The sequence below is a fragment of the Oceanobacillus zhaokaii genome (genome assembly GCF_003352005.1).
In the GTDB taxonomy this organism is placed as follows: Bacteria; Bacillota; Bacilli; order Bacillales; family Amphibacillaceae; genus Oceanobacillus; species Oceanobacillus zhaokaii.
The window spans coordinates 2,384,637-2,400,498 of the sequence record NZ_CP024848.1; the positions used below are offsets into that span (position 1 = coordinate 2,384,637).

A 15,862-nucleotide genomic window follows, 5' to 3' on the forward strand; every position below is an offset into this window, starting at 1 on the left:
TTCTCACTTGTTGTAGGATTAGCGGAATTCAATCACTGTAACCCCACTGCCACCTTCACCGCTTTCACCAGCTCTTGAAGACGCAATGCTAGGATGCTTCTTAACGTAATCCTGTACACCTTTTCGCAATGCACCTGTTCCTTTACCATGGATTATCGAAACACGGGGATAGCCTGCAAGGATTGCATCATCAATATACTTTTCTAGTCTTAACAATGCATCTTCATAACGCTCGCCTCGAAGGTCTAGCTCTGTGCTCACATGATAGTTCGAGCCTTTAATTGTTGCAACCGGCTTTTCAATCGTTTCTTTTTGCTTCCCGAGTAGTTGGAGATCCTGACGCTTCACTTTCACTTTCATTATTCCAACCTGTACTAAATATTCGTTGTCATTTACTTGATTTAAAATTTCACCTTTTTGATTCATCGATAATAGTTTAACATCATCCCCAGGTTGAAGTGTCTTTGTCTCCTCCAATTGGGTTTTTGGGTTCAAATCCTTCTTCTTAGAAAGATTAGGTTTGGCCTCTTCTAACATTTTCTTTGCTTCAATCCACTCATGCTCTTTTAAGGTAACATTAGTTTTCATGTTTCGAATCTCTTCGACAATCATCTCTGCTTCTTCCCGTGCTTCTTGGATTGCTTTTTCTGCTTTTTCTTCGGCCTTTTTATATAATGCTTCCCTTTGCTGTTCAAATTGCTTCCATTCTCTGGCAATCTCGTCACGAAGCTGTTCACTTTCTTGCAAGACCTGATTGGCTGCTTCATAATCACGTTCCGCACCAAGCTGTGATTCTTCTAATGATGCGATCATATTTTCCACACTTTTCGAATCGACACCAATCAGCCCTCTTGCCCGCTCGATAATTGTTTCATCAAGCCCAAGTCGTTTTGAAATTTCGAATGCATTACTTCTGCCTGGCACGCCAATTAGTAAGCGATAGGTCGGCTGTAAGGATTCCACGTCAAATTCAACCGAGGCATTAATTACCTTTTCACGATTATAACTGTATGCCTTCAGTTCTGGATAATGCGTTGTCGCAATGACACGTGCATCTCTTTCAATAACTTCATCTAAAATTGACATTGCTAGTGCAGCACCTTCACCTGGATCTGTACCTGAACCGAGCTCATCAAACAATACGAGTGAATCCTGATCGACCTGCTTAATAATGCTCACAATATTCGTCATATGGGATGAAAAAGTACTGAGGTTTTGCTCAATAGACTGCTCATCGCCAATATCTGCAAATACTTCTTTAAAAACTGCTAGCTCGCAGCCATCAAGTGCTGGAACTTGCAGACCAGATTGTGCCATTAATGTACATAATCCAACCATTTTGATTGTCACGGTTTTCCCACCAGTGTTTGGTCCAGTGATGACAATCGATGTATAGCTTTCACCAATCTCCACATCATTCGCCACAACAACATCACTAGGTATTAATGGATGACGTGCTTGCTTCATCTTAATAATTCCTCGGTCATTCATTGTCGGCTTCGCTGCTTTCATTTGCTGTGATAATTTCGCCCGTGCAGCGATGAAATCAATTGTCGCAAGAATCTTGATATTCTCCAGTAAAACCATCTCTTCTGCTGCAATTTCCCCACTTAATTCAGCTAAAATGCGGTCGACTTCCTGCTTTTCTTTAATCGTCGCTTCTTGAAGCTGGTTGTTCAAGTCAACAATTGCTCTCGGTTCCATAAATAGTGTTTGGCCTGATGATGACTGGTCATGAACAATCCCGCCAATTACGGCGCGATATTCTTGCTTCACCGGAATAACATAGCGATCATTACGAATCGTCACAATTGCGTCTGAAAGCATTTTACTATTGGATCTTGTGTAGCTGTCCAGTTTTTCACGAACCCTGCTCTCAAAAGAACGAATTGAGGAACGGATGCCACGTAATTTCTGCGAGGCACTGTCCATCATGTATCCATGATCATCGATACAGCTTTTAATTTGTTGTTCTAACTCACGTAAGGACGTAATTCCTTCGGCCAATTCTTTTAAAATTGGCAGGTTTTCCTCCAAATTTCCAAGAAAGCTTTTAACCTGTCTGCCACCATATATTGTGTTGGCAACGTCTAAACATTCCTCAGTAGAAAGGACACCGCCAATGACACTTCGCTTCACACTTGCACGAATATCGGTTATCCCACCTAAAGGAATGACTTTATTTAAGCGAATGATTTGTACCGCTTCATCTGTTTCATTTTGGAGTGTTATAACCTTTGCTAATTCAGTCGATGGCTTCAGCGAAGCCGCCATCTCTTTTCCAATCGATGTTGCGGCATTTCCCGCCAACTGGTCGATTATCTTCTTAAATTCAAGTACACGAAGAATTCGTTCATTCATACTTCATAACTCCTTTAATACTAACTTATTTCATTTATTTATTACGATTGAAATATGCGATCAATTTCTCCACTGGCCATGTATTCATTACCGTATCTTTATGAATCCATCCTTTTCTTGCTACTCCCACACCATATTTCATATGTTCGAGCATCTGATAACTATGGGAATCCGTATTAATTGCAAGTGTAACACCAACAGCTTGCGCCTTTCTTGCCCATTCTGCTGATAAGTCCAAACGATTCGGGTTCGCATTTATTTCCAAGGCTGTATTTGTTTCTTTCGCTTTCTCAATCAGCTGATTTACATTGACTTGATAGCCTTGACGTCTGCCGATTAATCTCCCTGTCGGATGAGCGATAAGGGACACATACGGATTTTCCAAGGCCCGATTTAAACGTTCCATGATTTTTTCTTCACTTTGATTAAAACTAGAATGGATCGCACCAATCACGTAATCCATTTCTTTTAAAAATTCATCTGAGAAATCAAGTGAAGCGTCTGGTAAAATATCCATCTCTACGCCTGCAAAAATATGAAAATCATTATATTTCGCATTCAATGCTGCTATTTCTTCTCTTTGTTCCCGTAATCGTTTCTCGTCTAATCCATTGGCAACACGCAAATACCGTGAATGGTCGGTGATCGCCATATATTCATAGCCTTTTTCACGTACCTTATTTACCATTTCTTCGAGTGACTGCGCCCCATCGCTCCATGTCGTATGCATATGTAAATCACCGCGAATATCTGTTAATTTTAACAAAGGTTGCTCTTTTTTAAATTTATCAACTTCTCCTGTGTCCTCTCGTACTTCAGGAGGAATAAAGGTTAAACCAAAATGCTGGAAAAATTCTTTTTCAGTTGAAAATGTTAGAATTTCACCATTTTCCTCGACTTCTACCCCGTACTCATTAATTTTCTCACCACGTGATTTGGCGAGCTGTCTCATCGCCACATTATGGTCTTTCGAACCGGTAAAATGATGAAGCGTTGTTGCGAATTCTTCTCGTTTTACAAGACGAAAATCAACATTTATGTCATATGCAGCATGAATCGTCACCGATACCTTAGTATCGCCTTTCGCAATGATATCCTTGATTCCCGGCATTGTAAGTAAATGATCACGCACAACTAACGGCTGATCGGTTGCGATAATAAAATCAATATCTTTAATCGTTTCCCGCATTCTTCGTAAGCTACCTGCACGGGAATAGTCGAGAATTTCCTCAATGCCCTCCAAATACGCTTCAATCTCTTCTGCGAGTGGAAGCATCATCGCGATTGGCAAACGTTCTGGACGTTTTCCCGAAGCATTAATAGCCGCCAGAATTTTTTCTGCAGATTTTTTCCCGAATCCTGCAAGCTTTTCTACTTGCCCCGTTTCACATGCTGCTTTTAATGACGCAGCATCGATTACACCCAGTTCTTGATACAATTTTGCTAGCTTCTTCCCACCTAATCCCGGAAGATCGAGTAAAGGAATTAACCCGCTGGGAATTTCTGTTATTAATTGCTCTAGTAATTCTGAACGTTCATTATCAATAAATTCCTGAATGATTGCCCCTGTTCCCTTGCCTATTCCTTTAATTTTTGTAAAGTCATCAATTTCATCTACCGATCGTTCATCGCTTTGTAAGGCTGCTGCTGCCTTTCGATATGCAGATATTTTAAACGGATTCTCACCCTTTAATTCTAAATATATTGCAATTCGTTCCAGTAATTGAATGACATCTTTTTTATTGATTGCCATCTTCCCACCTGCTTTACTCTCTTTTTATCTTTAATTCTACATTAACTTTTTAATCATTTTCACTTACTAAAGGTTATTATTTAACCTGCTTAAAGTCAAGCTATTACTAGGCTATCGGCGATTTTAAAGAAACCTTCGTTCGGACTATTAGTTGCTATTTATTTAAACTTCTGAACTAGTTAAATGTGCCAAGAGTTCTCGGACCAACCGCTCCAGAAATACACTTCGCGCACCTTAGGGGAGCTAGTAAGCTTACTCGCAGGAGTCTTCGTGTATTTCTTCCACTGGGGATTATGCAGTAACTAGAAAATACGCTGCCAGCGAGTTCACAAGGGAGAAAATGTTAATGCTTATCACTGGTGGGACTGACGTCAAACATAAAGATTATTTAAATGACTTTTATCTAGACTTTATTCATAATAGTGATATCAACAGCAATTTATACATACACGGTGGAAAAGGAGATGCCCACTTTACAAGACATGTTTCTATTATTACGAACTTGCTTAAAGAGAAAAACATTCCGTTCGATTTAGATGTCAAGGATTATGCCTCACATGCTGAGATATCACCTTACTTTACGGATTATATTCTTGAAACCGTTCCTAAACTAACCAATACATTATTGGTAAAAGACACGTCGGTTAAGAAAATGGACAATAATGCAAAATACCTGGAGAATAATAAGGTTCAATATGCATACTATATTTATAAAGGAAATCAAAAGGAACCAGTTGAAAAAATAATGTATAGCTCCAATTCTAGATTGACTTATCAAGTTAAAGAATCAGGTACATATAGAGTAACTGTTTTCTTAAGAAATAATAAGCAGAAAGTAACCGCTAGAACAGGACGAATTGTAATTTAACTGGAAGATCAATATTGAATTTGTTAACTTCATTCACGGCAACAGAAGGGTGTTGCTGTTTTTTTATTTGTTTTCTTCCATTTTGAATAATATAAAATAGAAGCTCGAGCTATCTCCAATTAATAGCCCAAGCTTCTATGATAATAATAAAGTACGAACATACAGTTGTCTCTGTTACTGCGTCTTACCGTCTTCAATATAAGTAGACCACAACTCTAAAATCTTTTCAGATAAATATGGGGTCTGTTCGATAATAAATAATGCAACTGTCGAATTATTTATCCATTCCTGCACATTTGTCAGTGGTGTCAAGGCAAGAATATAAAGAATGATAAATAGAATGACATATATTTCGATAAATCCTAAAATTGCACCAAGAATTTTGTTCACGGAGCTAATAATCGGAATCGATGCAACAATGTCAAGCATCGATGCAATAATTTGCAGGATGACTTTCGTTGCAAAGAAGATGACAGCAAATGCAACTGCATTATAAAAAGCAGTTTCCACTGGCATTGCCGCTAAAAAATCTGCCCAGGCACTTTCTGGTAATTCTGGGTAAGGAATCCATAATACCAGCATTGATCCCAGTTCATCATAATAAATCACCGCGACAATAAAAGCGGCAATTGTTCCTATTAAATGAAGAACTTCTAAGATAAATCCTCTTTTTAAACCTACTAAAAAGCCAAAAATCAGGATGATAATGAGTAGTAAATCAAACATAACTTATTTATCCTCTTTCCTTTTCATGGAGCTTAGTAAACTAGCATATTCTTCTTTCAGTTTCAAATAATCATTCATCGTATTAATAGCAGCAAGCACTGCCAAATTTGCAGTATCAAGATGCCTATTCGCATCTTGTATCTCGTGCATCTTTTGATCAACAAGACTTGCGACCAATTTTACATGACTAGCTGATTCTTCCCCAATAATATTATATTTTTTATTATAAATTTCTACTGTAATCCGTTCCTTTTTATCCTGAGTCAAGTGAAAATCCTCCTGCTCTTAAAAAGCTCTGTTACCTGTTTTATTGGAGAAAGTATCTCTCCCAATAACGCCACGAAAAAATTCTTCACTCTATCTTAACATGAACTGCTTTCAAAAAGAAGTATTTCCTCATGAAGGACAATTTGCTATGGTCAATGTATAAAAAGATTGGAGAGAGATGATATGATTGGCTCAACAAGTACACATATATCCATTAGAAATAATTCACAAGATGAAGCTATTTTATACTGATTCACAAATTAAAAAAGAATCGGGAGTGATACCAACTGGCATCACTCCCAATTCTTTTTATGACCGAACATAAGCATTAAAAGCTTTATTTACTGCTTCGACAACCTGCTGATAGGATGCTTCCACTTCATCGTCCTTTAATGTTTTCTCCGGGTGTTGATATAGTAAGCTATAGGCAATTGATTTCTTGCCGTCTTCTACATTCTCGCCTTGGTACACATCAAAGATTTCTACTTGCTTCACAAGTGGTGCACCAACCTCTTTAATTAATTCCTGCACATCCCCTGCATGTACATGATCATCAAGTATAAACGCAATATCTCGTTCAATTGATGGATATTTCGGTATCGCCGTAAATGTTGGTTCAGTATCATATTTTTTGATCAATACATCAAGATTCACGTCAAATACATAGGTTGCTTTTAAATCCAATGTTTTTTCCAGGCTTGGGTGAAGTTGACCAATAAAACCAACTACATTGCCATCCACTTTTAATATTGCTGTTCTGCCTGGATGCATATCCGTTAGCTTCGCAGGTGAGAAAGTTACTGGAATTTGCAGGAAGTCGAATAGCCCTTCGATAATTCCTTTAACAACAAAGAAATCAACATCCTTCATCTCTTGCTGCCATGGATGTTCTACCCATTTACCAGTTACTGCACCAGAAGCACGCAATAATTCGGTTGGCTGCTTTGTTAGTGTTTCTTCTTCGCTAATAAATACGTTGCCAACCTCGTAAAATGCAAGATTTGCTTGGTTTCTCGCTTGGTTATACGTTAAACTATGCAGTAATTCAGGCAAGATACTTAATCGTAAATACTTATGATCCTCACTCATTGGCATTGCTAAAGATATCGCTTGAGGGTTTTGTTCCCTTACTTCAGGACTGATTAATTTATTACTGTCCGCTTCATTCGTTAGTGAGTATGTCATTGTTTCCATTAAACCGGCACTTTGCAAATAATTTTTGACTTGTCGTTTTAATGCTTGTCTGCCTGTTAATCCACCAGATTGCGCGACACCAACTGGAAGTGTAAATGGTAAGTGGTCATAGCCATAAATCCGCGCTATTTCTTCAAGCATATCCTCGAAAATTGTAATATCACCACGGCGTGTAGGTACATGAACCGTGAAATCATCTCCAGCTTGCTCAAATGTAAAGTCAAGACGGTTTAAAATTGCTGCAATCGTCGGTGAATCGATCTCTGTACCTAATCGTTCATTTACTCGAGCAGTATTTACTTCTACTATTTTTTCAGAACGATCAAGTGCATCAAATTCAACTACATCAGCTAATACGGTGCCGCCAGCATATTTTTGTAAAAGCTGACAAGCACGGATTCCTGCACGCTTCACACGATTCGGATCAATGCCCTTTTCATACCTTGTACTTGCTTCACTTCTTAACCCTGTAGTTTTTACCGTTTTTCGAATCGAAGTTCCGTTAAAGTATGCCGCCTCTAATAAGACTGTTTTTGTTTCTTCGACTACTTCTGAGTTTGCTCCACCCATTACTCCTGCTATTGCGGTTGCTTCTTTTCCATTTGTAATAACTAAGGTATCTGCTGCAAGCGTTCTTACCTGGTCATCCAATGTTGTAATTTTCTCTCCGTCGACTGCACGGCGAACAACAATTTTATCAGACGCAAAGCGTTCATAATCAAATGCATGCAGTGGTTGGCCATATTCTAGTAAAACATAGTTTGTAATGTCCACTACATTATTAATCGGCCGAATCCCTGCCGCCATCAAATAATTGCGCATCCATAATGGTGAAGCTTTAATTTCCACATCTTTAATAAGAAATGCGCCGTAGTATGGGTTTAAGTCCTCAGCTTCCACTTCAACTGCAATAAAATCATGAGCAGATTCCTTGCTTTCAATTTTCAACGCTTCATCTGGCAATTTAATTGGCTGGTCTAGGATAGCTGCCACTTCATAGGCAACACCAAGCATGCTTAAAGCATCTGCTCGATTTGGAGTTAAGTCGAATTCAAGCACAGCATCATCAAGATTTAATAATGATGTAACACTTTCACCAACAACTGTATCTTCCGGGAAAATGAAAATTCCTTCTGCAACATCAGCTGGAATGTATTCCGGATCAAGTCCTAATTCCTTCAAAGAGCAAATCATCCCATTAGATTCCACCCCGCGAAGTTTCACTTTCTTAATTTTAATACCACCAGGAAGTACAGCACCTGGAAGTGCTACGGCTACCTTTTGCCCTTTAGCAACATTTGGTGCACCACAAACGATTTGCAATGTTTCCTCACCAACGTCGACCTGACATAAATTCAATTTATCTGCATCTGGATGCTTCTCACATGAGGCAACATATCCAACCACTACATTAGTGCTTTTTTCAGCAACATACGTAATATGATCAACTTCAATTCCAGATTTCGTAATTTTTTCTGCTAATTGTTCAGGAGTAATCTCTCCTAAATCTACATAGTTTTTTAACCAATTATAGGATACTAACACTTTTCTGCCTCCTTATGCCTGATGGTATTGCTTTAAGAATCGTTTATCATTTGTATAAAATGCGCGAATATCGTTTACACCGTATTTAAGCATGGCAATTCGTTCTGGTCCCATACCGAATGCAAAACCTGAATATTCTTTTGGATTATATCCAGCCATTTCTAATACGCGTGGGTGAACCATACCTCCACCGAGAATCTCAATCCAGCCCGTCCCTTTACATACAGAACAACCTTCTCCATGACAAACCTTACATGAAATATCCATTTCAACGGAGGGCTCTGTGAATGGGAAGAAGCTCGGACGCAGGCGAATTTCACGATCTTCACCAAACATTTTCTTCGCAAATACATCAAGTGTTCCTTTTAAGTCACTCATGCGCACATTTTTATCTACATATAATCCTTCAATTTGCGTAAATTGATGGGAATGCGTTGCATCATCATTATCACGACGATATACCTTACCAGGGCAGATCATTTTAAATGGCTTCTCTCCCTTATATTCTTGCATCGTTCTTGCTTGAACAGGAGAAGTATGTGTACGCATTAATAATTCATTTGTAATATAAAACGTATCCTGCATATCACGCGCCGGATGGTTTTTTGGCAGGTTTAAGGCTTCAAAATTAAAATAGTCTGTTTCAACCTCTGGACCCTCTCTCACTTCATAGCCCATGCCGATAAATAAATCTTCAATCTCTTCGACGATACTTGTTAATAAATGCGGTCCACCTTGGTTTACTGGCTTTCCTGGCAATGTTATATCAATTGCCTCTGCTTCTAATTGTTTTTCTAATGCTTCTTGCTCAAGTTTTTCACTTTTTTCATCTAAAGCAGCAGTGATTGTATCACGTACTTTATTGGCAATTTCACCGATTACCGGACGTTCTTCCTTGGAAAGCTTGCCCATTCCTTTTAGTACACCTGTTAAGGAGCCTTTTTTACCTAAGTATGCAACACGAATTTCTTGAAGTGCTTTAACTTCATCAGTTCCGGCTATTTTCTCTAATGCCTCGACCTGTATTGCTTCTAACTGCTCTTTCATCGTCGTTTACCCTCCTAAAAATATTAGAAAACTAAGGTTTATCAACCCTTTGGTAACAGCCTTGGCTGCACTTATGCAGTAAGAAATATTTTATACTTTCTTAACTACAAAAAAGCCCCATCCCTAAAAAGGGACGAGGCTTTGATTTCGCGGTACCACCCTTGTTGACATTCTGGGTATACTTCTCCCCTTTAAGTCCAACTTAAAACTGATAACGGATTTACATCCGGTACACCTTTACTCATAATCTGATGAGGTCCAAGTGCCAGCTCCAGAGTGAAATAATAACAATTCATACGATGGAAATGCTCTCAGTCCAGGACATTTCCTCCCTTTACCGCTCATAACTGCTACCCTATCTCTTTCAACGCTTATGTATTTACATATACTTTTATTATAATGAATTAACACTATTGTTGCAACTTATCTTTTGAGATAGTACATTAAAATTCCCGCAGCAATGCTGACATTTAATGATTCTGCCTTTCCATATATCGGAATTGTGACAATTTCGTCTGCCACATCGATGAGCTCCTGCCTAACCCCAGCGCCTTCATTGCCTAATATAAGCGCTACTTTTCCATCGATTTGGATTTCATTGTATTTTTTTGCGTTCAGTAAGGCTGTTGCCCATATTTTAAAGCCATTCTGCTGCAAATCTTTAACTTCATCCAATAGGCTTGCGTGATAGATTGGTATATGGAAAATTGATCCCTGTGTAGAACGAAGAACTTTATCATTATAAATATCAACCGTACCATTTCCGAGAACTATTCCATCCATACCCGCTGCATCTGCGGTTCGAATCATCGTTCCTAAATTTCCTGGATCCTGAACAGAATCAATGAGGAGCAAGTAATTCCCCTTACGCTTCGTGGCCTCCTTCATCTCCAGTACTGCTGCAACTCCTTGAGGCGTTTGTGTTTGGGTAATCTGCTCAAATACCGGAGCACTTACTCGTTCAACTTCATAGTCCTGACACCAATTCGGCAGCTCTACTGCTTCTTCAGCGATAATTTCTTGAATTACCCAATCACTTTTCCATGCTTCTTCTAATAGATGAAAACCTTCAATAATAAAGGTCTTCGTATTATTTCGTTCTTTGCGATTATGCAGCTTCTTCCAAGCTTTTACTCGTTCATTTTTAACTGATGTAATCATATTTTCCATCCTTGTCATTTTTTCTTCTTACATCATACATATTTTTATAGTGATTGGTCAAACTATCTGTAAAGCATGAAGCTTAGGAGGATAATGATGAACTTAAATATTCGTAAAGCAATCCTGCATAATATTTCATCGAATGACCAAGCACAATTAGAAGCAACGATTGTCGATGCTATTCAGGCTGGGGAAGAAAAAATGCTTCCAGGTCTGGGATACTTGTTTGAACTGATTTGGAATCAATCCACGGAAGACGATAAAAAGGAAATGGTAACAGCACTTGAGCAAGGCGTAAAGCAAGCAACAATGTAAAAAAGACCTTATTACGCATAACAGCTTCCGCACCTGTAGTCAAGACTTAATTTCACATCAAAATAATTGAAATGTATACCTAATTGCACCGTGTATTGCGGTGCTTTTATATTACTTTAAAAGCAACTATTGCAGTTATTTATTTCAATTGGTTTTAACAAATGAGCCAGGAATCGTTGCTCATCAAAACAAATTGATAAACCCTCTTACTAATTTAGTTATGAAATGTGGTACATACAAAAGGACATCCAGCAAGGTCAACCCTATATCCAATCGATCAATGGCATCTATTTTTTCAGTTTCACCCTGTATGATAAAGTCTCCTTGAACAGGCTCTCGGCCGTATACAGAAGGACTGCTCTATTGAACTATCGCACCATGTCCTTTAAAAATATTAAGTCATGTATATTAACGTCTATTATTCATATTTATAAAGGGCAGTATTGATTTACAATGTCGATAAGTCGTTCGCTGTTCTATGACTGTACACTTTCAGACAATCTGGCACCTGCTATTATTGGAGCCCATTGAAAAATTTCATCACTTAATAAACCGCTTTTCTCACAATAAAGACGCAAATACATATCGGCTAATTCTTTTGACCACTGCGAATACAAAAGATAGGTACGATATACGTCTGCACGTATATCCCCCGCACTGGAATCAACCCAATCTATAACGGTCACATTGTTATCCGACATAATCAAGTTAAATAAATGATAATCTCCATGACATAGCCTATTCTCAAATTTCATCGCACCCAACTTTTTAATTAAAGCAGACTTATGTCCATTATCTAAACTACTCGCCAACTCAATTTGACGGTTTAATTTTTCAGCCATGGGTTCAAGGGATTCAGCCACAACACTATGAATTTTTTGTTGAATATCAACGGAAATATTCATGTAGTATGCTGCCTTTTCCATGTTATCGGATAGAATTTCACCTATATATTCCATTATAATAGCTTGTTTCCCATTTAGTTTAGTGACATCCAGAATTTTGGTACAGAGAGTCCACACGAATAAGCATATTTTTGCTTCGTTGCTTCATATGAAGATTCAGTGTCGGGCAAATATTCATGAAATACTTTAAAAATCCTGTTCTTGAAAAGATATATTTTAGCTGTATTTCCTTCTGCAATAGGAATCCCTAAAATCATTAACTATCTCTCCTTTACCAAAATTACCAATATACTATAAGTATTCGTCTATCTATCAAACCTTTAACACTCTTGTACCAGTTATTTCAATACGCAATAAGGTTGTCTAGGTAAAAAAACAATTTACCTACTTAAAGAAGAGTGTCATCCATTTTAACTCTGTATTTCTTCTTTATTGTTCTTTTCATTATTTTGTTTATAAATTTTCTTTAGTGTAGAGTTGATATTATTCAATGTTAATAGAATAAAACCTAACATAATAAAAGTTACTATCTCACCTGTAAAAATAGAAACTATTGCTATAACCACAAAATAAAAGATATTCCACCAATTATCCATAATTTATCTTCCCCTTTTGTATATAGACATCATTTCCACTAATTTATCTTGCATTAGTCTGCTCCGCTTGTTAAAAAGTGTATAAAGAAAGTTGCTTTTTGAACTGTCACGATACCTATTAATCATTATATGAAATCATCATTTTCTGATATATAAAATAAGAAAAAAAGAGCAACTAAAATGACGATCTTCTTGTGGAATTACTGAAATAAAAGTTTCATTTCCATCAATTATGTTAATCCAAAAAGCCAGTTTTAATTGAGAAAAACAACTGAATCAACTTCCGTGTAAGTTAGCTCAGTACTTTAAGCATAATTTCTTGTAGATTATTACTTAAATAGAAAAATTCTTTCTTTGATACGCCATTTTTATCCCCTTTTCATTTATTGGATGGTTTGATCACATCTTCAGAGCAGTTCGTAACATGTTCTTCAACTTTCTGCTGTTTTAGTATAGTTAGCACAATTTTCCCTTCTTGAAGAAAAGAACCATTTTGCTTAAATTATCATGTTTAATCGAGTCCCTCTTGGAATTTACCGCTTGCTTTTTCATTTAGGAAGTTCACAGAAATATATTTATTACCTAGGTTGTCTCTCCACCATTCGGCTTCAATTATCGTTTTACCATTTCCCTCATATTCAGCTCTGTTCGCTGGGTGTACTCCTCCCATAAGTTCCATCATTTCATCATAAGTAGTTCCGCCGTCACCAGTTTCTTTATCCCCAAGTTTAATTTTTTCTATGTTTTCTAATGAAACATTCTTGTTGAACTCTAATTTTTCATTAGTATCGTCAACTGCATCTTTTAAATTTTGACATCCTACTAAAGCAATAGTGATAAATAACATAATTGATAGCATGGAATACTTCCCTAGTTTTATTAGCATAAATTTCCTCTCCGCTTACTAAATGAAAACCTATTGCTCTGATTATTTGTTATCTACATACGAGAATAAAAGGTAAAAAGTTTCATTTCTATATTCGCTTATTAACCTGCTAGAAGAAAAATCCTACAAAAACTATATTATCATTTCAATATAGGTATTCAGAATACTTCATGGACTCAGTTAAATAAAGACAGATTGCTGTTTCTCCAGAACATACTTTTTAGCAAACAGTACCACAGTGTAGTGTATCTCCCTTCACTAAGACAAACTGCCTTAGCCCCCATAAATTAAAAAACAAATAACAACCACAATTATTAGAAAAATAATGACTAATACCTATAAATTATTACTTTTGTTCTTTTTAGGCAAAATAATAAAATTATTTTACATATATTTCCATTTTACTAGACATATAGAATCATATAAAAATCTTAATTTAAAGATATTTTAGTGACTTTAGTCTTAATAAATATTAACTAAGATTGAACATAATTTGACTACCCTTTCATTAAGTGATATAAAACATAAGAATGCCAACTTAAGTCTTACAGTCAATTGTTGGCCAAAGTTAAAATTGAGAGGGGAATTCTTCGTGAATGAAACAACGAATGATGGGAGTAACAATAAGAAAAAAGGGGTCTCCAAAGGAATAATCGCAATCACCATTATTGCAGTTCTAGCAATTGGCGGTGCGGTAGCAGCGTTCATGCTCAATAATTTATCCTTAAAAGATTCTTATTTTCTAGCAGAACAAAAGTCTATGGAATTTATGACTGATAGAGTAGAGGAACGGTATGAGCCTGAACTAGATTGGTATGAACATTCAAAAGAAAATGCAACAGAATCAAAAATAGATCTTTCTGGTGAGTATAATGTGCCTACATCAGAAGCAGCTTATGGTGGAGTTGATCCGTCACAGATTATTAATAACTCGAATATAACAATTACAGCTGCTACAGATATGAAGAACAAACAGGTGTCAACAAATATTGCAGCATCAATTGGTGGATTTGAAGTAAATGACGTAAATCTGTCATTTACAAATGAGAAATTAATGCTTAGCTTGCCATTCATTGAAGAAGTGATTCAATTAAAGGATGAGGATCTAGGTCCACTACTTTATGAAATAGATCCAGCATCATTTACTGGTGAGGAAACTTTGGAATTAGACAGTATTTTCGAAGGAAATGGTGGACTATCTGAAGAGGATTTGGAATATTTTAAAGAAGAATACGGTAAAATGATTTATGATCAATTACCTGAAGATGCATTTACTTCAGAAAAAGAAACAGTGGAAGTAAATGGAGAATCAATCAATGCTGAGAAAATTAGCATGCAGCTTACAGAAGAGCAAGTAAAAGGAATCTTAACAGCAGTATTTGATAAATTGGAAAAAGACGAGAAACTGAAAGAATTAATCCGAGAGCAAGCGGCATTGCAATTAGGTGGCACTGCAGCAGTTGATCCAGAGGTTGATCAATTACTATCAGACTTTGAAACGGCTATTGCAGATGCAAAAACTGGATTAGCAGATTTCCAGATTCCAAACGGCTTTAACTCTGCAATTTGGGTAGAGAACGATTTAATCGTACAACGTGATTTATCAATTGAAATGGGACCTTCTGCAGAAGAATTAGTTTCATTCTCTGTAAAAGGCGGACAATTACTTAAAGATGCTACACAATTCTTTGATTATAACCTTGGATTTGCAGAGGCTGGTAATGAAAGCATAATTAATATCGCTGGTGACCTGTCATGGGAAGATAATAAAGCAACAGATAAGATTAGCCTAACAGCAGATGAATTTTCCCTTACTTATAATGGCAATGAAACATTAGCTGATGGAACGCGTGATTTTGAACGTATCTTCACATTAGATGATACAACTACATCAGGTTCTTTCAACTGGAATGGTTCTGCAACGTATAATAATGATCAAATGAGTTCAGAAAACAGCTTCTCTGTTGAAAGCCCAGAAATTACACAAGACATGTTTGCCCTTCATGTAAATGTTGAAGGAAAAACAATCGATAAGGTAGAAATGCCTGCTGAGGATAATGTAAAAGATCTTGGAGAGTTGGGTGCACAAGGAACGATGGAATATTTCGAGCTTGAAGTAGTACCTAGCTTCCAAGAGTGGTTATTTACTACAATGGCTGGAAGCGGAAATTTCTAATATTACTAGATTTTAAGTTCGTACCAGACTTTTTGAACAACCACTTTAAGAAATGGAAGTGC

Annotated in this window: 12 protein-coding genes and 1 pseudogene; 3 read left to right on the top strand and 10 right to left on the bottom strand. The window is 37.0% G+C overall.

The genetic code is table 11. The features are described from left to right. Window positions 1–18: 18 nt before the first annotated feature. Together CUC15_RS12195 and polX are read right to left on the bottom strand one after the other, a co-directional pair. Window positions 19–2,361, bottom strand: a complete 2,343-nt coding sequence (locus CUC15_RS12195) for an endonuclease MutS2 (RefSeq protein ID WP_114916919.1) — start codon at window positions 2,359–2,361, stop codon at window positions 19–21. A 34-nt stretch (window positions 2,362–2,395) separates the two neighbouring features. Continuing rightward, window positions 2,396–4,114, bottom strand: coding sequence for a DNA polymerase/3'-5' exonuclease PolX (gene polX / locus CUC15_RS12200; protein ID WP_114916920.1), 1,719 nt, complete (start codon window positions 4,112–4,114; stop codon window positions 2,396–2,398). Between the two features lie 346 nt (window positions 4,115–4,460). Here polX and CUC15_RS12205 point away from each other — a divergent pair, with 346 nt between their 5' ends. Then, window positions 4,461–4,982, top strand: coding sequence for a hypothetical protein (locus tag CUC15_RS12205; RefSeq protein ID WP_114916921.1), 522 nt, complete (start codon window positions 4,461–4,463; stop codon window positions 4,980–4,982). A 174-nt stretch (window positions 4,983–5,156) separates the two neighbouring features. Here CUC15_RS12205 and CUC15_RS12210 read toward each other — a convergent pair whose 3' ends face one another. The 5 genes from CUC15_RS12210 to CUC15_RS12230 form a co-directional block, all read right to left on the bottom strand. Further along, a complete protein-coding gene (locus tag CUC15_RS12210) occupies window positions 5,157–5,708 on the bottom strand; it encodes a CvpA family protein (RefSeq protein ID WP_114916922.1) in 552 nt (183 codons plus the stop codon). 3 nt (window positions 5,709–5,711) lie between these two features. Beyond that, on the bottom strand, window positions 5,712–5,975 hold the full coding sequence (gene zapA, locus CUC15_RS12215; RefSeq protein ID WP_114916923.1) for a cell division protein ZapA: 264 nt from the start codon (window positions 5,973–5,975) through the stop codon (window positions 5,712–5,714). Between the two features lie 309 nt (window positions 5,976–6,284). Beyond that, window positions 6,285–8,714 (bottom strand): phenylalanine--tRNA ligase subunit beta, encoded by a 2,430-nt coding sequence (pheT, locus tag CUC15_RS12220; protein WP_114916924.1) that lies wholly within the window; start codon window positions 8,712–8,714, stop codon window positions 6,285–6,287. A gap of 12 nt (window positions 8,715–8,726) precedes the next feature. Further along, window positions 8,727–9,761, bottom strand: a complete 1,035-nt coding sequence (gene pheS / locus CUC15_RS12225; protein WP_114916925.1) for a phenylalanine--tRNA ligase subunit alpha — start codon at window positions 9,759–9,761, stop codon at window positions 8,727–8,729. Between the two features lie 423 nt (window positions 9,762–10,184). Then, window positions 10,185–10,922: a TrmH family RNA methyltransferase gene (locus CUC15_RS12230; RefSeq protein WP_114916926.1), complete on the bottom strand. Its 738-nt coding sequence runs from the start codon at window positions 10,920–10,922 to the stop codon at window positions 10,185–10,187. A 96-nt stretch (window positions 10,923–11,018) separates the two neighbouring features. On the opposite strand from CUC15_RS12230, the gene sspI reads away from it, so the two are divergent. Then, on the top strand, window positions 11,019–11,237 hold the full coding sequence (gene sspI / locus CUC15_RS12235; protein ID WP_114916927.1) for a small acid-soluble spore protein SspI: 219 nt from the start codon (window positions 11,019–11,021) through the stop codon (window positions 11,235–11,237). Between the two features lie 476 nt (window positions 11,238–11,713). On the opposite strand, the pseudogene CUC15_RS12240 reads toward sspI, so the two are convergent. From CUC15_RS12240 to CUC15_RS12250, 3 genes and pseudogenes are all read right to left on the bottom strand, one after another. After that, window positions 11,714–12,399, bottom strand: a pseudogene (locus CUC15_RS12240) (phosphotransferase family protein). A gap of 153 nt (window positions 12,400–12,552) precedes the next feature. Continuing rightward, window positions 12,553–12,738, bottom strand: a complete 186-nt coding sequence (locus CUC15_RS12245) for a hypothetical protein (protein ID WP_114916928.1) — start codon at window positions 12,736–12,738, stop codon at window positions 12,553–12,555. A gap of 511 nt (window positions 12,739–13,249) precedes the next feature. Further along, window positions 13,250–13,624: a hypothetical protein gene (locus CUC15_RS12250; RefSeq protein ID WP_114916929.1), complete on the bottom strand. Its 375-nt coding sequence runs from the start codon at window positions 13,622–13,624 to the stop codon at window positions 13,250–13,252. A 592-nt stretch (window positions 13,625–14,216) separates the two neighbouring features. On the opposite strand from CUC15_RS12250, the gene CUC15_RS12255 reads away from it, so the two are divergent. Next, window positions 14,217–15,800 carry a DUF6583 family protein gene (locus CUC15_RS12255; RefSeq protein WP_114916930.1) on the top strand — a complete coding sequence of 528 codons (1,584 nt, stop codon included), beginning with the start codon at window positions 14,217–14,219 and terminating at the stop codon, window positions 15,798–15,800. Window positions 15,801–15,862: the final 62 nt, after the last annotated feature.